The sequence below is a fragment of the Sedimenticola sp. genome (genome assembly GCF_050289425.1).
In the GTDB taxonomy this organism is placed as follows: domain Bacteria; phylum Pseudomonadota; class Gammaproteobacteria; order Chromatiales; family Chromatiaceae; genus Sedimenticola.
This window is the reverse complement of record NZ_JBNKFS010000003.1, coordinates 145472-166081: the sequence shown is the minus strand read 5'-3', so window position 1 is coordinate 166081 and position 20610 is coordinate 145472. Positions and strand designations below refer to the sequence as shown.

General features: G+C 55.8%; 20 protein-coding genes. 11 read left to right on the top strand and 9 right to left on the bottom strand.

The features are described from left to right. Positions 1-30: 30 nt before the first annotated feature. The 4 genes from ACQY5R_RS03085 to ACQY5R_RS03070 form a co-directional block, all read right to left on the bottom strand. Positions 31-600, bottom strand: coding sequence for a sulfur globule family protein (locus ACQY5R_RS03085; protein WP_428604342.1), 570 nt, complete (start codon positions 598-600; stop codon positions 31-33). 165 nt (positions 601-765) lie between these two features. Then, positions 766-1113, bottom strand: a complete 348-nt coding sequence (locus ACQY5R_RS03080; protein WP_428604339.1) for a sulfur globule family protein — start codon at positions 1111-1113, stop codon at positions 766-768. A gap of 546 nt (positions 1114-1659) precedes the next feature. Continuing rightward, positions 1660-2382, bottom strand: coding sequence for an MlaA family lipoprotein (locus tag ACQY5R_RS03075; RefSeq protein ID WP_428604337.1), 723 nt, complete (start codon positions 2380-2382; stop codon positions 1660-1662). Positions 2383-2502: 120 nt separating this feature from the next. After that, positions 2503-3399: a TraB/GumN family protein gene (locus ACQY5R_RS03070; protein ID WP_428604334.1), complete on the bottom strand. Its 897-nt coding sequence runs from the start codon at positions 3397-3399 to the stop codon at positions 2503-2505. 201 nt (positions 3400-3600) lie between these two features. On the opposite strand from ACQY5R_RS03070, the gene rnt reads away from it, so the two are divergent. Then, entirely contained in the window at positions 3601-4239 is a 639-nt protein-coding gene (rnt, locus tag ACQY5R_RS03065) for a ribonuclease T (RefSeq protein WP_428604332.1), read from the top strand. Between the two features lie 130 nt (positions 4240-4369). Here rnt and grxD read toward each other — a convergent pair whose 3' ends face one another. The 3 genes from grxD to ACQY5R_RS03050 all read right to left on the bottom strand — a co-directional run bounded on the left by grxD (position 4370) and on the right by ACQY5R_RS03050 (position 7090). Beyond that, positions 4370-4687 carry a Grx4 family monothiol glutaredoxin gene (gene grxD / locus ACQY5R_RS03060; RefSeq protein WP_428604494.1) on the bottom strand — a complete coding sequence of 106 codons (318 nt, stop codon included), beginning with the start codon at positions 4685-4687 and terminating at the stop codon, positions 4370-4372. Positions 4688-4802: 115 nt separating this feature from the next. After that, complete coding sequence (locus tag ACQY5R_RS03055; RefSeq protein ID WP_428604330.1) at positions 4803-5252, bottom strand: CopD family protein; 450 nt, start codon at positions 5250-5252, stop codon at positions 4803-4805. A gap of 56 nt (positions 5253-5308) precedes the next feature. Continuing rightward, a complete protein-coding gene (locus ACQY5R_RS03050) occupies positions 5309-7090 on the bottom strand; it encodes an N-acetylglutaminylglutamine amidotransferase (protein WP_428604327.1) in 1782 nt (593 codons plus the stop codon). Between the two features lie 226 nt (positions 7091-7316). On the opposite strand from ACQY5R_RS03050, the gene ACQY5R_RS03045 reads away from it, so the two are divergent. Further along, positions 7317-7895, top strand: a complete 579-nt coding sequence (locus tag ACQY5R_RS03045; protein WP_428604326.1) for a superoxide dismutase — start codon at positions 7317-7319, stop codon at positions 7893-7895. A 152-nt stretch (positions 7896-8047) separates the two neighbouring features. Further along, a complete protein-coding gene (locus tag ACQY5R_RS03040) occupies positions 8048-8491 on the top strand; it encodes an Hsp20/alpha crystallin family protein (RefSeq protein WP_428604324.1) in 444 nt (147 codons plus the stop codon). A 29-nt stretch (positions 8492-8520) separates the two neighbouring features. Here ACQY5R_RS03040 and rsmI read toward each other — a convergent pair whose 3' ends face one another. Next, complete coding sequence (rsmI, locus tag ACQY5R_RS03035; RefSeq protein ID WP_428604321.1) at positions 8521-9363, bottom strand: 16S rRNA (cytidine(1402)-2'-O)-methyltransferase; 843 nt, start codon at positions 9361-9363, stop codon at positions 8521-8523. Between the two features lie 62 nt (positions 9364-9425). Between rsmI and ACQY5R_RS03030 the strand changes: the two genes are divergently transcribed. The 8 genes from ACQY5R_RS03030 (at position 9426) to nhaD (ACQY5R_RS02995) (ending at position 18199) form a co-directional block, all read left to right on the top strand. Then, the gene (locus tag ACQY5R_RS03030) at positions 9426-11420 is read left to right on the top strand and encodes a penicillin-binding protein activator (protein ID WP_428604320.1); all 1995 of its coding nucleotides are present in this window, start codon (positions 9426-9428) and stop codon (positions 11418-11420) included. Between the two features lie 3 nt (positions 11421-11423). Continuing rightward, on the top strand, positions 11424-11798 hold the full coding sequence (locus tag ACQY5R_RS03025) for a YraN family protein (RefSeq protein WP_428604317.1): 375 nt from the start codon (positions 11424-11426) through the stop codon (positions 11796-11798). Further along, positions 11799-12386: a phosphoheptose isomerase gene (locus tag ACQY5R_RS03020; RefSeq protein WP_428604314.1), complete on the top strand. Its 588-nt coding sequence runs from the start codon at positions 11799-11801 to the stop codon at positions 12384-12386. Between the two features lie 19 nt (positions 12387-12405). Beyond that, entirely contained in the window at positions 12406-12987 is a 582-nt protein-coding gene (locus ACQY5R_RS03015; protein ID WP_428604311.1) for a BON domain-containing protein, read from the top strand. Then, positions 12974-14389, top strand: a complete 1416-nt coding sequence (locus tag ACQY5R_RS03010) for an FAD-binding oxidoreductase (RefSeq protein WP_428604308.1) — start codon at positions 12974-12976, stop codon at positions 14387-14389. The genes ACQY5R_RS03015 and ACQY5R_RS03010 overlap by 14 nt, the downstream gene beginning before the upstream one ends. Next, complete coding sequence (locus ACQY5R_RS03005) at positions 14386-15030, top strand: DUF3047 domain-containing protein (RefSeq protein ID WP_428604306.1); 645 nt, start codon at positions 14386-14388, stop codon at positions 15028-15030. The genes ACQY5R_RS03010 and ACQY5R_RS03005 overlap by 4 nt, the downstream gene beginning before the upstream one ends. Before the next feature lie 171 nt (positions 15031-15201). Then, the gene (nhaD, locus tag ACQY5R_RS03000) at positions 15202-16650 is read left to right on the top strand and encodes a sodium:proton antiporter NhaD (protein WP_428604303.1); all 1449 of its coding nucleotides are present in this window, start codon (positions 15202-15204) and stop codon (positions 16648-16650) included. Between the two features lie 97 nt (positions 16651-16747). Beyond that, the gene (nhaD, locus tag ACQY5R_RS02995) at positions 16748-18199 is read left to right on the top strand and encodes a sodium:proton antiporter NhaD (RefSeq protein WP_428604300.1); all 1452 of its coding nucleotides are present in this window, start codon (positions 16748-16750) and stop codon (positions 18197-18199) included. Positions 18200-18326: 127 nt separating this feature from the next. Here nhaD (ACQY5R_RS02995) and ACQY5R_RS02990 read toward each other — a convergent pair whose 3' ends face one another. Next, positions 18327-20306 (bottom strand): SLC13 family permease, encoded by a 1980-nt coding sequence (locus ACQY5R_RS02990; protein WP_428604297.1) that lies wholly within the window; start codon positions 20304-20306, stop codon positions 18327-18329. Positions 20307-20610 lie beyond the last annotated feature (304 nt).

Here is a 20610-nt window from a genome sequence, read left to right as displayed (position 1 = left end):
GGGGTTGCCCCCTGTAAGGTATATCAACAATCAGATATCGCGACGGGTTTGACGCGCGTCCATCTCTTTACGCAGGGCGTCGTGTTGCTCTTTGGCGGAGGCGCGTTGCGCTTCGACACGCTTCATCACCTCAGCTCGCCGGGCTTCCATCTGTTTCTGCATTTCGTCCCTGCGCGCCTGAATATCGGCCGGCAGTTCAAAACGCGGGCTGGCAGGTGCCGCAAAAGGCTGCGGCTGAGCAGCAAACTGTTCGGCGAACTTACGCTGCGCCTCTACTGCCTCCTGCATGGCTTTCGCTTGTTGCTCGGCAAACGCTTGCTGCTGTTGCTGCATCGCCTTTTGCTGCTCTTCGGTCAGCGGAGCAACCGGCGCATAGGCACCATAGTAGGGATAGCCGTAGTAGGGCTGGTTATAACCATAGCCGTCACCATAGCCTGAAAAACGACTGCTTCCACTGAAGTTCATGCTGAATGAACCGTCACCCACGCCATTTCCGAAGCCGTCACCCAGACCGTCCCAGGGGCCACCCCACCAAGCACTGACCGTCATGGACGCTGTTGAAAGGGCCGCCGCCGCGACCAGAGTTGCAATCTTTTTCATCATCAAAATCCTTCCGTTGTTGTTACCCAACCCCTTCATCGCTGCGTGTCGTGAGGCTGTAGCCCACACAACCAGGCCGCGCGAAACCGGGACCGTTTACAGTAATTCGGGTACGTCCTTGTACCTCACCCTTCCCTGGAGGGTTATCACTCTGCCGAGCCTGACTTACTTCGCAGGAGCAGGGGCCGGAGCAGCCTGAGGGGCTACGGGGGCTACCGGATAACCGTAAGGGGCATAACCGTACGGTGCGCCATAGGGGGCATAACCGTAAGGTGCACCATAGCCATAGGGGCCATAACCGTAGTACGGGTTGTTGTAACCGTAACCGCGACCGTTGCCGTAGACGTTGCTACGACCGCTGAAATTCATATTGAAGTCACCGGATCCGTCACCAAATCCATCGCCCAGACCGTTCCACGGACCACCGCCCCAAGGACCGCCCCACCAGGCAGAAGCAGAAGCGGAAGAAGCCAACAAGGCAGCGATTGCAGCAGCTTTAACAAATTTGTTCATCGTATCTCTCCATTAAATTGAAATCGTTTCTATCTCCAATGGGAAAGCCTTGATACTACGTTGCTTTCTTGCATTACAGAATATTAGTATTTACTTAATTTGTATAATGGATGATATTTATATGTCTATTTGTATTATTTATCGGTTTGCATTCGCGGAACCGTCTGCATTGCGCCGGAGAATATGCTCTCTAAAGCCACGCACAACAACGTCTGCTTCGGAATATTACCCCACCCCTGGAGTCGCGGCCTTTGCTGCATATGAGGCAAAAGCCGGCCCTGATAGGATCGGGAACAACCGCCGCAGAAACCGGAGGGATAGGACCAGATGCCTAGACGATTCCCGGATATCGGGTGAGAGCGGGCAACCACGGGGGGTTGCCCCTATGCCGGACTCGAAATAACCACCACAGCAACCCGAAGGGGCAGGTCCCTGTGCCAGCCCTCCTGGACAAAGCCGCTCCTGCACATCCCTGTGCTCCGCGGCATAAGTCCATCCCTGGACAAAAAAAACCCCTTCGCCTGGAAGGGGTGGGTTTTACCTGTTTTATTCCATCGGTTCCGGCGGTGGCGCCCCATCATATACGTCATTGCGGCGCTTCTGCAGATAGGCGTCACGTTGAAACTCATAGGGATCAAGCGCCGCCTCTTCCAGCACTCGACTGGCGCTCAACAGATCAGCGCGGGTATCAATAGCCCGAAGACCAATCAGACTATTGCGCCAGTGATTGGGTTTAACGTAGCGAACCGGGTCGGTATACCAGTCGACCACCAAGCCCACGGTATCGCGGCCGCTACTTGGACCGAAAAACGGCAACACGATATAGGGCCCCGGATCCATACCCCAGGCACCCATCGTCTGACCAAAGTCTTCACCATACTTCTGCATGTTCATGTTGCTGGCCACATCGATAAAGCCGAGCAGGCCGATGGTGGAGTTAACCAGCACCCGTCCCACATCCGTGGCGGCACGCTCCAACTTAAACTGCAGCAGATTATTGATAGCCGAGCCGACGTCGGCAAGATTGCCAAAGAAGTTGCTGATGCCGGTATCGACAGGGGCCGGAGTAATCGCCTTATAGCCCTTGGCCAGCGGCTTCATCAGGATGTCGTCCAGGCCCTCGTTAAATGAGTACATCGCGCGGTTGAACCCTTCAATAGGGTCACGCGGATCCTGATAATCACCCGTCGTGGCGCAGCCGGACAAAACAGCCGCCATTAGCGTAAGCAGTGTGATCCTCAACCGCTTGAAAAGACGCTCACCCTTCATTTTTTCTTATCCTTAACAGATCTAGATGTTTGACGTTTAAAACGTGGTGCGAAATCGTGCCCCAAACAGAGGCGAAATTTATCATATTTGACTTTATGGCACACCTATAAAACTGAATTATCAGTATTTTCTGATGATTCGATAGCCGCGCCTCTCCAGCAAACGGAGCATGCCCTGCTCACCCGGCAGGTGTAGGGCACCCACTGCCACAAAAACGCCGCCTTTTACCAATGCCGCCTCAAGCCTGTTGACCATGCGCTGATTGCGCTCGTCAATCGCCTTGATCTGAAAGCGCTCAGCCAGTTCAGCGACACTCCCCTCGGTTAACCGTTCATTGATCTCAACCAGTCCCTGCAAGTCCCGCTTGAGGTAGTGGTCAAGCAACGCTTGGTAGATTGTCGGCAGTTGCTCCAGATTATTTAGCGCATCTCGCAATAAAGTCACCTGATCCGATTCCGGCAAGCTATCGAACAGATCCAACTGCTCCCGCACCGTCTCCAGGCCGGCCACCTCCATGCTCAGCGACTGCGCCCGCTGATACAGTACCAAATCAAGAAACTGACCGGTTTCAGACGGAGGCAGACTCAGTAGCATGGCCAGCGCCCAGGGCTTGTAGTGTTGCAGCGCCACCTCGGGAAGACCCAACTTTGCCGCCGCCACCACGGTCTCCCGATACAGCTCCGGCTCAAGGATATCGGCAATAACCCGACCATCATCAAGCAACATCCCGGCCATTGAGGAGAGCAGATTGGTGGCGGCCATATCCACTTCGACATACAGCCTGGATGAATGGATAAAAGCTTGCTCCACCGGTTCAGGCAAAACCAGCACCCGCTTATCCTCCGAATGGATGGTGCCAAACAGATAGCCCACCGGGTCACCCCCGCGCTCGATCTGGAACAGCAATCCCTGCGCGAAGGGGAGTTCCGCTGCATTCAGGTTTAGCGTCCAGGCAGCAACCAATACACAGAGTATTAACAGGCGACCCAGTCGTTGTGGTAATCGGCTCCCTCTCATAGACACTTACTCTTAATTCTAAAATCCGTTTCCCATCTCGGCTGTTTATACCGGTGCGCGACCGCCCGTACAGGTTGATGGCATGTCATAGGGTACGGTATCTCGAACCGGATAACACCCTGACAAGATACGCGGACAATTTTCACGTGAAGCGGATGTTCTGATCGAAAACCGCGGTCGATTCCATTATCCTGTGCCGCTATGACTGACTACCCCATCAATCCAGCTATCGCCCAACGCTTCCGTGGATTTCTCCCCGTCGTGGTTGACGTAGAGACCGCCGGCTTCAATGCCGAAACCGACGCACTACTTGAGATAGCAGCGGTCATCCTGGTAATGGATGAAAACGGGATGCTGCACACCACTCCCTGCCACGCTCGCCATGTCGTACCTTTTCCCGGCGCCAACCTGGAACCCAAAGCGCTGGAATTCAACGGCATCGATCCCAATCACCCTTTTCGCAACGCGCTACCGGAAAAGCAGGCGCTGAATGAAATCTTCACGCCGATTCGCAAAGCCGTGAAAGAAAGCGGCTGCAACCGCGCGATACTGGTTGGTCACAACGCGTTCTTTGATCTCGGTTTTCTCAACGCGGCCGTAGCGCGCGCGGGTATAAAACGCAATCCGTTTCACCCGTTCAGCACCTTTGATACAGTTTCCCTGTCGGGTCTGGCATTTGGCCAAACCGTTCTCGCCAAAGCCGCAATGGCAGCAGGATTGGAGTGGGATAACAGCGAAGCCCATTCGGCCATCTATGACACTGAAAAGACCGCAGAACTGTTCTGCAGGATAGTGAATCAGTGGCAGCAACAAGCGCCTGAACACCCCTGGCAATCCTAGCATCCAGCGGCCATACAGGAGAACGGGAAACAGTTACGCCTCCGGTTCCTGCTTTATTTCACCCACCCTATCCTGGAACAAAAAAGCCGGTACGCACTGCTGCGTACCGGCTTTAACTAAACGAGACCGGTTATTTGCCGGCCGCCTCGGCGGTCATCTTCTGTAGCTCGCCGGTCTGATGCAGCTCCAGGGTGATGTCACATCCACCTACCAATTCGCCATTGATATAGAGTTGCGGGAAAGTCGGCCAATCGGCATAACGGGGCAGATTCTCAAAAATCTCCGGATCTGACAGTACGTTGACATAAGCGAATTCTACGCCGCAGTCCTGTAGTGCCGCAGCTGCGCGGGAAGAGAAGCCACACTGAGGAAACTGTGGAGTCCCCTTCATGTAAAGCACGATCGGGTTATTCTCTACCTGCTCTTTGATTCGCTCCAAAACGTCCATCATTCACCTCTAAGTTAATACTGACTCTGGGCGCATATTGGGCCACCTATACACGATTTCAAGGTCGCCGCCCGGACCCAAGCTTGGATTCCACTCTACGCCGTTGGTTCAATCCCTAAAAGGGCTTGGCTGCACCAATAATGGTTGTCACCAAACCAAGAATCAGATTGATACCGATTATCCGGCGGATAGCCATCAGCTGCACACCGGCCTGAGGCAGATCCCCGGCCTGTAGCGCCTGCCCCATCTGACGGTAGGGAAGAAAATAGATGTAGCAGAACAGGGCCACCATAATCAGGGCGATGCTGTGCATAATATGGACATGAATACCGGCGTTGGCACCCAAAATACCGATCAAAATCCCATAACCACTGGCCAGAATCAATCCAATAGATACCCAGACCCAGGGAAAAAAGCGATCCAGTGTACGTTTCATCAGCGGCAGGCGCTGGGGGGGCTCCAGTACCTCAATCGCAGCGGGACGCAATGCCATATGGGCAAAAAACATACCGCCAACCCAAACAATCACACCGAGCAGATGAAGCGTAATAATCATAGAAAACATAAAGTTACCCCTTAAGTCCTTACTTCATTATTAGGTTTCCCAACAGGAGCCCCGGTTCAAACCCCATCTACGTTACGCTGTAACCAGTATTCCAACAAAGCGAGATGCCAGAGCTTACTGCCGAGCAGCCGGGTGTGGTGCATCTCCGGAGCGGAGAGCAGCAAATCGATATAGGCTCGCGAATAGAGACCGCGCTGGCGGCAGGCGGTCGACTCCAGGATATCCCGCATAAAGTGCAGAAAATCACCCCGGACATATTTGAGCGCCGGCATCGGAAAATAACCCTTGGGCCGATCGATCACCGCATCGGGCAGCAGCCCTCTGGCCATCGCCTTCAGCGGATACTTGCCACCCTCCCGCAATTTCAGCTCGGGGGGGCATTGCGCCGCCAATTCCACCAGTTGCTGATCGAGGAACGGCACCCTCGCTTCCAAACCCCAGGCCATGGTCATATTGTCGACCCGCTTCACCGGGTCATCCACAATCAAGGTCGTCACATCCATGCGCAGTACCGCATCCATGAAGCTGTCCGTGCCCGGCTCGTCAAGCAATTCGGCCACACGCTGGCTGGTGTAATCCTCACATCTGAACGCAGGTGCCACCATACGCAAATACTCTTCATGATCGCGGTCGAAATAGTGCCGGGCAAAACGCTCTACCGGCGTGCCCTGTTGTTCCGCCATCATCCGTGGATACCAAAAGTATCCACCAAACACTTCATCCGCCCCCTGGCCTGACTGAACCACCTTGATCTGCTTGGAGACCTGTTCGGACAACAGGTAGAAGGCCACCGCATCCTGACCAAACATCGGTTCGGCCATGGCATCCACCGCCCCCGGTAAACGCTGTAACACCTCCGCGTTGGGAACCAGGTACTTGTGGTGACGCGTGGCATAACGTTCCACCACCTGGTCGGAGTATTCGAACTCGCTGCCTTTTTCATCCGGATGATCTTCAAAACCGACCGAAAAAGTACGCAGATCCGAGACGCCGGCCTCCGCCAGCAGCGCCACTAGTAAACTGGAATCGAGTCCACCTGACAGTAAAACCCCCACTGGCACATCAGAAATCTGATTACGTTTATGCACCGCCTGACGCAGCGAATCATGGATCGCTTCCAGCCACTCAGCATCGCTACGCGGCTCGGCCGGACGGGTAGCGGTAAGCTGCCAGTAGCGTCTTTCCGTCACCTTTCCATCCACATCGACAAGCCGCGAATGGCCCGGCGTCAATTTGCGTACGCCCTGCAAGATGGTACGCGGCGCCGGCACGACCGCATGCAGCGTAAATTGGTGGTGCAAGGCAGCGGGGTCCAACGAAGTATCGACATCGCCGGCCGCCAACAGCGCTTGCATATTGGAGGCAAAGCGGAGCCGGTTTTCGTTGTGGCTGTAGTACAACGGCTTGATGCCCATCCGGTCCCTGGCCATGAACAGCTGCTTTTTGGCTTGGTCCCAAATGGCAAAGGCAAACATCCCCTGCAACTGATCGACACATCGCTCACCCCAGGCGTGCCATGCCTTAAGGATGACTTCACTGTCTCCGTCCGAATAGAAGTGATAGCCCTTCTGCTTCAACGTTTCCCGCAGAGATGGGTAGTTATAGATAGTGCCGTTGAACACCAACACCAATCCCAACTCTTGATCGACCATGGGCTGATTGGCCCGTTCCGAGAGATCGATTATGGCGAGACGCCGATGCCCGAAGGCGAGCGGCCCATCGCTGTAGGTACCCTCATGATCGGGCCCCCGACTTTCCAGTCTACCCGTCATTCTGGCTATTGCAGCCAGATCCGGCCGACCGTCATCGAGACGTAGTTCACCACATATTCCGCACATTAACCGTTTCCTGCCTTACACTTCTGTTCATCGGCACGAAGTACCCGAACCGTTATTGATCTAAGCCATTATAACCTTGCCCTGCCGGCATCCACACACTATAGGTAGGCTTACTCAAGAGAGGGTATTGAATCAAAATTTAGAACTGGTATTATAATACCAAGTAAAATACTATGTTATTACAATTTTAATTTTCATTCACTCTACATGTTAAGGAAGATACACCATGACATACGAACTGCCCCCATTGCCTTACGCCCAGGATGCCCTGGAACCGGTTCTCTCCAAAGAGACCCTGGAATATCACTACGGCAAGCACCATCAAACCTATGTGACTAACCTGAACAATCTGGTAAAGGGTACGGAGTTTGAAGGTGCTTCCCTAGAGGATATCGTGCTCAAAGCCTCCGGTGGCCTGTTCAACAACGCTGCCCAGATCTGGAACCACACTTTTTACTGGAACTGCCTCTGCCCCGGCGGCACCGCACCCAGCAGCGAACTGTCCGCCGCTATAGACAGCGCTTTTGGTTCCATGGATGAGTTCAAGAAGCAGTTTTCCGCCTCCGCTGCCGGCAATTTCGGCTCCGGGTGGACCTGGCTGGTAAAAAACAGCGACGGCAGCCTGGCCATCGTCAACACCTCCAATGCGGCCAATCCGATGACCGACGGAAAAACCCCGCTGCTAACGATTGATGTCTGGGAACACGCCTACTACATCGATTACCGCAATGCCCGTCCCAAGTATCTGGAATCGATTTGGGGCATTGTCAACTGGGAATATGTCTCGGCGAATCTTGCCGGCTAACAACTCCCCCGATGAAGTCCGGCGCCTCCCCACCCCCCGGGGAGGCGCTTTTTCTTGTCCTATCTCAAGCCAACCACTCGATACTCCCCTTGATTCCGGCAAAACCCACCCTATATTTCCAGTAGGGATAGCTGAATTAAAGGAGGTATGAAATGGCACGCTTAACATCCGACCCCTGGCAGCTGATGAAGCTGTGGCAGGATGAACTCAACCGCAACCCGCTCGCCAAAGGTGACGATTCCAGTATGGTGGGTGGCGATTGGACCCCCGCCATTGACATCAAGGAAGAAGACGACCGCTATGTATTACACGCCGATATACCGGGCGTCGAGCCGGACAAGATCGAGCTCACCATGGAAGACGGCATGTTGACCATCAAAGGCGAAAAGCATCACGAGGTAACTGAAAACAAAGAGGGATTCAAGCGGGTTGAACGTTCTTATGGCAGTTTTTACCGGCGTTTTAGCCTGCCGGACAACACCGACCCCGAACTGATCAAAGCCAGTGGCAAGGATGGCGTACTGGAAGTGATCATTCCAAAGGTCGAGGCAAAACGCGCCAAAAAGATCGAGATCCACCCAAAGCGCGGTAGCTGATTTTCAGGCCGCCCTCCCGATCAGGGCGGCTACTCTTTCTCCGCCAATTCCAACGCCACTTGATAGAGCCGGTTCTTTTTTGCCCCGGTAATGCGGGAAGCCAAAACGGCTGCCTGCTTGGTCGGCAACTCTTCGAGCAACAGGCTCAATATACGTTGCGTCTCAGGCTCGATAGCGTCCTCATTGCGCACCGCACCGGCGACCAGCACCACAAACTCACCCTTCTGCTGGTGCGGGTCTTTGGATAAAACCTCGACTAACTGGCCCAATGGGTATGAAAGAATCGTTTCATGCAACTTGGTCAATTCACGCGCCACAACCGCCGGACGCTCCTCTCCAAATACCTGTGCCATATCGGTCAGGCAATCGCTGATTCGATGGCTGGATTCATAAAAGATCAGCGTCATTTCCGCATCCTTAAGCCGGGTAAACTGTTCACGCCTGGCCGCCCCGGTTCTTGCAGGAAACCCCTCAAACAGAAAGCGGTCTGTTGGCAGACCCGCCGCCGACAAGGCGCAGACCAACGCGCTGGGGCCCGGTATGGGGACAACGCGTATATCCGCCTGCTGACACGCCCGTACCAGAGGGAAGCCGGGATCGCTGATCAGCGGGGTACCGGCATCTGAGATCAGGGCAATGGTCCCGCCGGCGGTCAGTTGCTCGATCAAGCTCCCCATCCGTTTCTGTTCATTGTGTTCGTGCAGCGCCAGCAAAGGCGTATCGATCCCCAGAAACTGCAACAGCGGACGGCTGTGACGGGTATCTTCAGCTGCGATGACATCCACCGAGGCGAGTATCTGTTTTGCCCGTTCCGTTATATCGTCACGATTGCCTATAGGCATGGCGACGACATACAAGCAACCCTTATCCATTGACACGGCACACCCCAAAAAAAGATACTGTCTTGCTCAATCCTGCCTGCCTGAAAGCGACCATGCAACAAAGACATACTAAATTTCTCCTCTCACTGCTTATTCTGTTGACGGTTATCGGTTGCGTTCCCGGACCAGGCATCCGTGGTACCGACACCCAAACCGATCCCCGACTTGAGCAGGCCGCCGCCCTTGAGCAAGCCGGTGAATATGCCGCTGCCGCGGCGTTGCTCGAGCAGATAGCGCAGCAAACCGTGCCGCCCGGTGATCAGGCGCTGTTGTTGAGAGCAGCGGAAAACTATTTCCAGGCAGAGGACAACGAACGTGCCACTGTGCTGTTAAACCGGATCAACACGCAGACGCTGCCCGGGCTGGACTTCCAGAAACGCCTGTTGGTGGCAGAATTGGCCCTGAGCAGAAATCGCCCCGACGAAGCCATGGCGCTATTGAGCCAGGACGTTCCGGAGGAGACCAGCCTGCCCCTGCAGCAACGCTTCCATCGTGATCGGGCTGAAGGCTTCCGTCTGGCCGGCAACCTGCTGGAAAGCGCCCGGGAACTGGGCGAACTGGATCTGCTGATCGAAGACATAGACAAGCGACTGGAAAACCAGCTGTTGATCATCAAGACCCTGACTGCCCTGACCGATACAGCCCTCGATCTGTTGCAACCCAACCCGCCCGGTATCCAAGGGGGCTGGATGGCCCTGGCCAGAATCATCAAGGGACACACGGGCGATAGCAACCGCATTCAAGCGCAGCTGAAGGGCTGGAGAGAACGTTTCCCCAGTCACCCGGCCATTCCCGGACTGCTGGACGGTTACTTTCAGAAACTGGAAGCCCAATACCAGCGCCCGCATCACTTGGCCATTCTGTTGCCCGAATCGGGCCCCTATGCCAAGGCCGCCAAGGCGCTACGGAATGGTTTTATGGCCGCCTATTACCAGCAGCCGGTTGAAACCCGTCCGCAGTTGCGGTTTTACGACAGCAGCGACAGTGCCGATACCTGGCCGCTCTACCGTCAGGCCGTCGACGCCGGCGCGGATATGGTGATCGGCCCGCTGAACAAAGAGGGAGTGGCTCAACTCGCCAGGGCCGGAGAACTGGATATTCCGGTACTCGCCCTCAATCAGGTACCGCCGGAAACCACCCCGCCGGTCACACTCTACCAATTCGGGCTGGCTCCGGAAGATGAAGCGCGACAAGCGGCTGAACGCGCCTGGCTTGACGGCCACACACGGGCTATCGCTTTCACCCCGAAGGGCGATTGGGGGGACCGGGTATTCAATGCCTTCCGCAATCGCTGGGAGCGTTTGGGCGGTACGTTGAGTGAACAGCAGCGCTATGATGCCAAAGAAAATGACTTCTCCGGGGCTATCCAGGCGCTGCTGAATCTGGACGAGAGCCGCATCCGCCGGAACCGTCTGCAAAAACTGCTCGGCCAAAAGCTGGAGTTTGAACCGCGGCGCCGGGAGGATGCGGACTTCATATTCCTGGCGGCCAATCCCCTCAAGGCGAGACAGATCCGCCCCCAGTTCCAATTCCATCACGCCGCGGATATCCCGATCTACGCCACCTCCAGCATCTACAACGGCACACCCACACCGGATGACGATCAGGACCTGGAGGGGATCAAGTTCCCCGATATCCCCTGGCTGCTGACCAATGAAGGCGATACCCCCCTATCCCGAGATAATCTGGCCCGCATTCTACCTGATAGCCAAGGCAGCTATCGCCGCCTCTACGCCATGGGCATCGACAGCTTCCGCCTGCTGCCCCACCTTGGACGACTGCAATCCTCAACCCGGGAATCCATCGATGGAAAAACCGGCAATCTGTATCTGGATAACATCCGTCAAATCCACCGCCAACTGGTGTGGGCAGAGATGAACAAAGGTATCCCCAAGGCGATAGGCTATGCACCCCGTATGATCAGCGTGACGGACGAGATGGAGAGTCTCTCCACTGAGACTGCCTCACCGCCGCCACCCGAAGCGGCTGAATCAGGCAAAGGCGTGATCCCGACAGCGGGAGCGGCGACGCTCAAGCCGGCCGAGTAGACAATGCGGCGTTTTTTCCAAGGAAGGAAAAGTGGCGAAGATGCCGAGACACGCGCCCAGCAATACCTGGAACAGCAGGGATTGCGCACCCTGCAGCGCAACTATCTCTGCCGCGCCGGGGAGATCGATATCATCATGCAACATCGGGATACACTGGTGTTCGTGGAGGTGCGCTACCGGAAGCAGTCTCGTTTTGGCTCAGCCGCCGAGAGCATCACGACTACTAAACAGAAAAAGATTATTCGCGCCGCCAACCACTATCTGAACCGGGAAAAACGCCACGATACACCCTGCCGTTTCGACGTGGTGACGCTGACAGGTGCGCAGGTCGAGCAGATAGAGTGGATAAGTGATGCCTTTCAACTGGAACTTGTGTAGATGAACCTGATCGAACAAATCAACGCCACCTTCCACCAGAGTATGCAACTGCAGATGGAAGCCCTGGCCGTGGTCGCCGAACCCGTTGCCAGGAGCGCCGAACTGATTGTCGGGAGGCTGCTCGAAGGAGGTAAGATATTAACTTGCGGCAACGCCGGCAGTGCCGGCAATGCCCAACACTTTTCATCGGTTATGCTGAATCGTTTTGAAAGGGAGCGACCCGGTTTACCGGCCGTGGCCCTGACCACAGATTCATCGACGCTGACCGCCATCGCCAATGACTACGATTATGATGAAGTCTTCGCCAAACAGATCCGCACCCTGGGACACCCGGGTGATCTGTTACTGGCCATCACCACCAGTGGCAATTCGGAGAATATCAACGCCGCCATTGAAGCGGCGCACGAGAGAAAAATGCTGGTAATTGCACTCAATGGCAGGGATGGCGGCCGCCTCTCAAGCCTGCTAAAGGAAGGGGATGAAGAGATCTGCATACCGGCCGATTCGACCGCCCGCATCCTGGAAACGCACCTGCTGATCATCCACTGCCTGTGTGATCTGATAGATAAACAACTCCTTGGTAACTAAAGGAAGAATGGAGAACCCCATGAAAAGAATATTCACCCTGATAGTCGTTTCAACACTCGCCCTGCCACTGCTGCAGGGTTGCGCCACCGCTGTCGTCGGCGGCGCTGCCACCGGCGCATCGGTGGTCCACGACCGCCGCTCGGCCGGCACCGTTCTGGATGACAAAACCATCACCATTAAAATCATGAACGAACTGCTGCACCAGAAGGAACTGCGGGAACATAGCAGCCTCAGCGCCACCAGTTATAACCATCTGGTACTGCTTACCGGTCAAGCTGAAAACGCCGCCTATAGTGCCCAATTTGAGCAGATCGCAGCAGCAACGCCGATGGTCAAGCGCACGGTAAACGAAATACAGATCGGTCCTAACGCCACCCTTACCGAGCAGAGCCAGGATAGCTGGATCACCTCCAAGGCAAAGATTGAGTTATTTAATGTCGAGCTGCCGCAGTTTGATCCGACGCGGGTGAAAGTGATCACCGAAAAAGGCGTTGTCTACCTGATGGGCATGGTGACACCCGAAGAAGCAGCCGCCGTGGTGGAGAAAATCCGTTACCTGAGCGGTGTCAAAAAGGTGGTCAAGGTCTTTGAATACCTCTAAAGCAATAGCCTCCCCGCTCAGCGCCGACTTGTGCCAAGCGCTGAGCGCGATTGTCGGCACGGATTCGGTGCTGACCGATCCTGGGGATTGCTGGCCTTACGGCTATGACAACAGTCGTCGCCACGCCCTGCCGCAAGCGGTGCTGTTCGCCACCACCCATGAACAGGTGCGGGATATCGTCAAACTCTGCTATCAACACCGGATCCCGCTGATCGCCCGGGGCAAGGGCACCGGCACCACCGGCGCCACGGTGCCAGACCATGGCGGGATCGTCCTCTCCCTGGAAAGGATGGACCGGATCCTGGAGATCGACCCCGCCAACCGCATCGCCCGAGTCCAACCGGGATTAACCAATCAAGCGCTGCAACAGGCATTGAAACCGAACGGCTTCTTCTGGCCGCCCGATCCAACCAGCGCGGCCGTCTGCACGGTCGGCGGCAACCTGGCTTATAACTCGGCGGGACCGCGCGCGGTCAAATACAACACCCCGCGGGAGAATACCCTGGGACTACGCGCCGTGACCGGCGCCGGCGAAGAGATCCGCACCGGCGTCAACACCACCAAGGGTGTTGTGGGTTACGACCTGACGCGACTGCTGATCGGTTCGGAGGGGACCCTGGCCATCATCACCGAGGCTGTTCTCAAGCTCACCCCCCTGGCCGAGGCAAAAGCCACTTTCCAGGCCACCTATCGGGACATGCATGCCGCGGCCAGGGCGGTTTCCGCCATCATGGCCCAACCGATCACCCCTTGTGCGCTGGAGTTCATGGATGGCGCTTCGATAGAGATGGTGCGCAATTACTCGGACCTCCACCTGCCGGCCTCTGTCGGTGCACTGCTGATGATTGAGGTGGATGGTCCGGCCCACGGGCTCAATGAGTCGATGCAGGCAGTGATTGAGGCCGCCCGGGTCGATGGGGTCATCGACATCGATATCGCAAACAGCGAAGAAGAGGTGGAGCGGCTGTGGCGCACCCGCAAAGCCCTCTCCCCGGCACTGCGCAATATCGCTCCGAAAAAGATCAATGAGGATGTGGTAGTGCCGGTTTCACGCATTCCCGACCTGATTAGCGGATTGGAGCAGTTGTCGCAGACCCACCACATTCAGATCGTCAATTTCGGTCACGCCGGTAACGGCAATATCCATGTCAATCTGCTCACCGATCCGGATGATCCGGAGAGGATGGCGCGTGCCCACCAGTGTTTGAGCGAAACCTTCGACCTGGTCCTGGAGCTGGGCGGCACCTTGTCGGGAGAACACGGTGTGGGATTGGAAAAGCGTGATTTCGTCGACCGGGAGATCGAACCCGCCACCCTGCGGTTGATGCACGCCATCCGCCATCAATTCGACCCGAAAGGCATCCTCAATCCCGGTAAAATGCTGCCGGCCGGCGAGCAGTGAAACGAGGCGTCTATTGCATCGCGCTGCTATTGATCGGCGCGCTCCCATCCCGGGTGCCAGCCGCGCCGATCAACCTATCCGATATAGCCAAAGAGGGTCTGACAGGCTGGAATGAACACCGGTTCAAAGGCCAGACCCAATACCGGGTGGTCACGCTGAACGGTATCCCGTTGATCAGCGCACGCAGCCACGGCACGGCATCGGGGCTGTATAAAAAGATCCGTATAGACCTGGATGCCACCCCCTACCTCAACTGGCAGTGGCAGATTGAAAAGCCGCTGCCAGTCATGAATGAACAAAGCAAGGCCGGTGACGACTACAGCGCCCGCGTCTATGTGATACTGGAGGGCGGCCTAATGCCGTGGCGGACCAAAGCGCTGAATTATGTCTGGTCAAGTAGCCAGCCAACCGGTTCGTCCTGGCCCAACGCCTTCAGCGGGCAGTCGAGGATGATTGCATTAAGATCTCCCATGGACAAACCCAACGTGCTGGTCAGCGAACGGCGCGATATCAAAGCCGATTTCCTGCGCTATTTCGGTGCGACGGTACACTATATCGATGTCATTGCTATCATGACCGACACGGATAATTCAGGCCAGCAAGCCCATGCCTATTATGGCGATCTGTTCTTTTCCAGATAGCGGCGCCAAGACAAACCCTGAGATTTCCCAAAACATATTCACGCTTCAGCCTCCACACCCCGGGCCTAAAATGGTATAACGTCGCTCCGATACGTCGAGTGGCCTCTTCCGTTAACCGATTCGGCCCCAATCCCTGAACCTATGCTAGGCATTTGATTAAGGAGCAATGCTGTGAGTAACGCCCTGAAATCCGTACTTTTCCTTCTGGTGGCCCTTCCCGGCACAGCCTTGGCCGCCGCCACCGGCGAACACAGCGTTGATCTGACCGGTCACTGGGTGGGTTACACCTCAATCGCCCTGTTTGTCGTGGCTTACCTGCTGGTGATGGCGGAAGAGTTTACCCATCTGCGTAAATCCAAGCCTGTGATCCTGGCGGCGGGCCTGATCTGGGCGATCATCGCCTGGTATTATGCCGCCCACGGCTTCACCCACGAGGCGGAAACGGCGGTACGCCACAATCTGCTGGAATACGCCGAGCTGATGCTGTTCCTGCTGGTGGCGATGACCTATATCAACGCCATGGATGAACGCAATGTGTTCGAGGCACTGCGCTCCTGGTTGGTCGCCAAGGGTTTCGGTTTCCGACAACTGTTCTGGATCACCGGTGTATTGGCCTTCTTCATTTCACCGGTCGCCGACAACCTGACCACCGCGCTGTTAATGTGTGCCGTCGTGCTGGCGGTGGGCGGTAGCAATAGCAAGTTCGTCCTGCTGGCCTGCATCAACATTGTGGTGGCCGCCAATGCCGGCGGTGCCTTCAGCCCGTTCGGCGATATCACCACCCTGATGGTATGGCAGAAAGGGATTCATACCTCCCAGGGCGTGGTCGCCTTCGGCAGCTTCTTCTCCCTGTTCATTCCCTCACTGGTCAATTGGCTGGTGCCGGCCGCCATCATGCATTTCGCAGTACCCAGTGAGCAGCCCAGTGGCGGCGGCCAGGCGGTAGCAATGAAGCGTGGGGCGCGGCGTATTATCGTGCTGTTCCTGCTGACCATCATTACCGCCGTCAGTTTCCACAACTTCCTGCATATGCCGCCGGTGATCGGCATGTTGACCGGTTTGGCCTACCTGCAACTGTTCGGCTTCTACCTGAAGAAGACCTACCACCGTGAGCAGGGCATAAGCAATGGCGAAGTTGCCACCGAACTGGAGCATGACGGCCAGATGGGCGACCCCATCGCCTTCGATGTATTCAGCAAGGTGGCGCGCGCCGAGTGGGACACCCTGCTGTTCTTCTATGGGGTGGTGCTGTGCGTGGGCGGTTTGGGCTTTATCGGCTATCTCACGCTCACCTCGGAACTGATGTATGTACAGCTAGGCCCCACCACCGCCAACGTCATCGTAGGCATCCTCTCGGCCATCGTCGATAACATCCCGGTGATGTTCGCGGTACTCACCATGCAACCGGACATGTCCATGGGCCAATGGCTCCTGGTCACGCTTACCGCTGGCGTCGGTGGGTCACTGCTCTCCATCGGTTCGGCCGCCGGAGTCGCCCTGATGGGACAGGCTCGGGGACTCTACACCTTCTTCGGACACCTGAAGTGGATGCCAGCCATTGCCTTGGGATATGCCGCTAGCATCTTTGCCCATATGTGGATCAACGCCTCCCTTTTCTAATACCTGCTCTTCGCCACCGGCAGTAGACACTGCCGGTGGTTCCGACACAGCAATATCCGTTATCATGTCGGCTGCTTAGGCGACGACTCTCGATACTATGCGAATCACACGGACCTTCCGATTGCTGACCCTGACGGCCTTATTGCCAGTTAGTAGTAGCACGCTGGCGATGGAGTCGGGCCAAGTTACCCTACAAATGGCAAGCCACTGGAGCGGCTATCTGGCCTTGGCGATATTTGCCCTGGCGATCATCCTGGTCAGTCTCGAAGAGTACACCGAGATCAGCAAATCGAAGCCGGTTATGCTCTCCGCTGGCATCATCTGGATCTTGATCGGCTGGTTTTCTACCCACAACGGCACCAGCCATTTGGCGGAACTAGAGATAAGACGCAGCCTGTTGCAATATACCGAGCTAATGCTGCTAATGCTGGTCGTGATGACCTACATCAACGCCCTTGGTGAACGACGTGTTTTCAAGGCGTTACGCGGCTGGCTGTGCAATCATGGACTCACCTATCGCCGGCTATTCTGGAGCAGCGGTATCGTCACCTTCCTGCTATCGCCTTTTTTGGATAATTTGGCCAGCGCGCTACTGGTGGGCGCCCTAATCCTGGTCATCGAGCCGGATAATCGACGCTTTATCAGCCTGGGTTGCCTCAATGTGGTCATTGCCGCAAACGCAGGCGGCGCCTTCAGTCCGTTTGGCGATATCACCACCTTGATGGTGTGGCAGCAAAATATACAGACCAGCTCTGGCTCCCTGGAGTTTTGGAACTTTTTCAACCTGTTCGTCCCGTCACTTATCAACTTCCTGATACCCGCCTGCGCCATGCACCTGGTGTTGCCCAAGGGACAGATCAACCCAACTTGCACGCCAACGCGCATGCTGCGTGGGGCAAGACGCATTATCCTGTTATTTTTTTGCGCCATCGCCACGGCGGTTTTTTTTCGTGGAGTGCTACACCTACCCGCCGTTATTGGCATGCTCACCGGCCTCTCCTATCTGCAGATCTTTGGCTACTACCTGAAAAAGACTCACCAACCGCAGGAAGAGGGTGTTGAAGATGCCGAACAACTCGCCTCACCGGTCCCCATCGACAGCAAGAACCCGTTCGATATCTTTGTCCGCGTAGCGCGGGTGGAATGGGACACCCTGTTATTCATCTATGGTGTAGCACTCTCGGTCGGAGGGCTCGGCTACATCGGCTATCTGGCCAGCGCATCCGATATTATGTACAGCCAGTGGGGAGCTACTGCCACCAATGTCACCCTCGGGTTATCATCGGCAGTATTGGAGAATATCCCAACCATGTATAGCGTCTTGGGGATGATGCCGGACATGTCTCAGGGAGAATGGTTATTGGCGACCTTCAGTATCGGCACCGGCGGTTCGCTACTAGCGATCGGCTCGGCGGCGGGTGTGGCCCTGATGGGGCAATCCAACGGGCAGTACACCTTTTTCAGCCACCTGAAATGGACCCCGGTCATTCTAATGGCTTACTTCGTCAGCATCTTCGTCCACCTGTGGTTGAACGCACACCTGTTCTGAACGTTTTCAGACATCAATGTACATCACCTGCAGGTATCTTCATCTGGCACAGAATACCTGTAGGGGCGCCCCCCTGTGGCCGCCCTTATTTGAGGAGGCACGAATACAGCAAGGTAACCAGGAAAGTTCAATACAACAGATTCATCATGACGATCATCACCAGCAGAAACAGTAACGTCATGACACCGCCGGCACGCATGAAATCCGCCACACGATAACCGGCCGGACCCATGATCAAGGCGTTGACTTGATGGGTGGGAATAAGGAAAGAGTTGGACGTGGCAATCGCCACCGTTAACGCGAATACCGCCGGATCGGCATCCACTCCAATCGCAATATTAACCGCCAGAGGGACCAACAGTACGGTTGCGCCCACATTGGACATCACCAGGGTGAAGAAGGTCGCCAACGCCGCCACGGCACTCTGGATCACCCAGATCGGCATCTCACCCACCACAGATATTGTCTGTTCGGCAATCCACTTTGCCGTACCGCTGGTCTCCACGGCCAGACCGAGCGGAATCAAACTGGCTAACAGAAATACCGTCTTCCAGGAGACAGCGGAGTACGCTTCCTCGATCTTCAGAACCCCGGAAAGTACCATACCGATCGCTCCGGTCAGCAAGGCGATGGAGAGCCGAATATCAGTAAACAAAACCAGACAAAGGGCAATCGCGAAAAACAGCCCGGCCCAACCTACTTTCTGTGGGCGCGTCTCTTCATGGGGATATTCTGTCGTGACCACGACAAAGTTACGATCCGACTCCAACCGCGCCAGCGATTCCCAGGTAGTGTGCACCACCAGCGTATCGCCGGCCTTGAGGGGCAGATCGCGAATATGGTCGCCTTCGCGCAGTGTCTCACCATTGCGATGCAGTGCCACCATGGCAACACCGTAGATCTTGCGTAACCAGACATCCCGGGCACTCTTGCCGATCAATTGAGAACCGGGCGGAATAACCAATTCGGCGATACCGGCCTTAGTCGAAGCCAGTGACTCGGCAAACGACTTGAGCCCGTTGCGCAAGCGCAGCTCAAACTTTTCCACAAACCCGGCCAGACATTTTGGCGAAGCGAGCACACCCAGTACCATGCCGCCCTCAATGGCAAAATCCCGGCCCAGGTCGCCACGCCCGATACGAATCCGCCCATTCGACCCTTTGGTGGCGATCACGCGAATCCGATAATCGGTCTCCACATCGTCCAACATCTTGCCGACCAGTTCGCTCTCAGATGGCACCACCGCTTCAAACAAGGCGTAGTCGATGTCATAGATACGCTGAAAATACTCCATCGAGTTGGTCGCCGTCGTGCCGCTCTCGCTACCGCCGCTGGGTAGGACTAAATGCCCCGCCAGGACAAAATAGACAATGCCGGTAACCACCAGTGCAACACCAACCGGCGTGACCGAAAACAGTGACCAGACCTGCATCTGATGATCGACCGGCAGCGCTTTGTTTGAAGTCAGAATCAAATCGTTGAGCAAAATCAGCGGCGAAGAACCGACCATGGTTACGGTACCGCCGAGAATGGCGCAAAACCCCATTGGCATCAGCAACCGCGACATCGGCAGTCCGGAGCGAGCGGAAATACGGCTGACGACCGGTAAAAACAGGGCGGCCGCCCCCACGTTTTGCATAAACGAGGAGATGAAGGCCACGGTACCTGAGATAATCGGGATAATGCGTTTTTCGGTACTGCCCCCGGCATCGAGAATGATGCCCGCCACCTTGCTCATCAAGCCGGTCTTGTCCAGGCCGGCACCGATAACCATAACGGCAATGATCGAAATAACCGCATTACTGGAAAAACCATCAAATAGATGGACGGTGGAGACCAGACCTTCGGACAGGCCCATCAACGGGGCAAACAGACTAGAGAGCCCCAACAGTACCATCACCGTCAAGGCAGCCACGTCCACTCCCACCACCTCGAAAGCGAACAGGTAGATAGTGAGTAACAAGAGCGCACTGACCCAGGCGATCTGAAGTGTTGGAACCTGGATTGAGACACCGATAGCCAGCAGGATAAAAATCAACGCCGCTAAAGCCTTTTTTCTGTCCGGCGTCACCGCTTCTTTCTTCTCCAATGAGACAGCAGACTCCATCGACCGTTATACCTCTGATTCTATATTTTGATTATTGGCTATCCGGGTACCGGAACCGCAAGTCATCAGCCAAACCAGGATAGCGGAAACCACAACCGCTTTATTGTATGAGCCCAGCTTAACGGCACCCTGTGCATACCATATAAGATCACTGACCCGGCGACTAGCCACTCCGCACCGGGAGCGCAAAAAATCGATCGACGACCCAATCCACCCATACGATTCCGCCCCTACCCCGTTCGTCAGACTGAAGAGATCATTTTTTACCCCTGAAAAGTTCCGTTGTCGTACACCTCTCTCAACC

Excerpts from the sequence above, each read along its gene's own strand:
- ACQY5R_RS03045 (WP_428604326.1), top strand. The coding sequence starts at position 7,317 with ATGACATACGAACTGCCCCCATTGCCTTACGCCCAGGATGCCCTGGAA.
- ACQY5R_RS02990 (WP_428604297.1), bottom strand. The coding sequence starts at position 20,306 with ATGGAGTCTGCTGTCTCATTGGAGAAGAAAGAAGCGGTGACGCCGGAC.
- ACQY5R_RS03020 (WP_428604314.1), top strand. The coding sequence starts at position 11,799 with ATGAACCTGATCGAACAAATCAACGCCACCTTCCACCAGAGTATGCAA.
- ACQY5R_RS03015 (WP_428604311.1), top strand. The coding sequence starts at position 12,406 with ATGAAAAGAATATTCACCCTGATAGTCGTTTCAACACTCGCCCTGCCA.
- nhaD (WP_428604300.1), top strand. The coding sequence starts at position 16,748 with ATGCGAATCACACGGACCTTCCGATTGCTGACCCTGACGGCCTTATTG.
- rnt (WP_428604332.1), top strand. The coding sequence starts at position 3,601 with ATGACTGACTACCCCATCAATCCAGCTATCGCCCAACGCTTCCGTGGA.
- ACQY5R_RS03080 (WP_428604339.1), bottom strand. The coding sequence starts at position 1,113 with ATGAACAAATTTGTTAAAGCTGCTGCAATCGCTGCCTTGTTGGCTTCT.
- ACQY5R_RS03055 (WP_428604330.1), bottom strand. The coding sequence starts at position 5,252 with ATGTTTTCTATGATTATTACGCTTCATCTGCTCGGTGTGATTGTTTGG.
- ACQY5R_RS03030 (WP_428604320.1), top strand. The coding sequence starts at position 9,426 with ATGCAACAAAGACATACTAAATTTCTCCTCTCACTGCTTATTCTGTTG.
- grxD (WP_428604494.1), bottom strand. The coding sequence starts at position 4,687 with ATGGACGTTTTGGAGCGAATCAAAGAGCAGGTAGAGAATAACCCGATC.
- ACQY5R_RS03070 (WP_428604334.1), bottom strand. The coding sequence starts at position 3,399 with ATGAGAGGGAGCCGATTACCACAACGACTGGGTCGCCTGTTAATACTC.
- ACQY5R_RS03085 (WP_428604342.1), bottom strand. The coding sequence starts at position 600 with ATGAAAAAGATTGCAACTCTGGTCGCGGCGGCGGCCCTTTCAACAGCG.
- ACQY5R_RS03075 (WP_428604337.1), bottom strand. The coding sequence starts at position 2,382 with ATGAAGGGTGAGCGTCTTTTCAAGCGGTTGAGGATCACACTGCTTACG.
- rsmI (WP_428604321.1), bottom strand. The coding sequence starts at position 9,363 with ATGGATAAGGGTTGCTTGTATGTCGTCGCCATGCCTATAGGCAATCGT.
- ACQY5R_RS03050 (WP_428604327.1), bottom strand. The coding sequence starts at position 7,090 with ATGTGCGGAATATGTGGTGAACTACGTCTCGATGACGGTCGGCCGGAT.
- ACQY5R_RS03025 (WP_428604317.1), top strand. The coding sequence starts at position 11,424 with ATGCGGCGTTTTTTCCAAGGAAGGAAAAGTGGCGAAGATGCCGAGACA.
- ACQY5R_RS03040 (WP_428604324.1), top strand. The coding sequence starts at position 8,048 with ATGGCACGCTTAACATCCGACCCCTGGCAGCTGATGAAGCTGTGGCAG.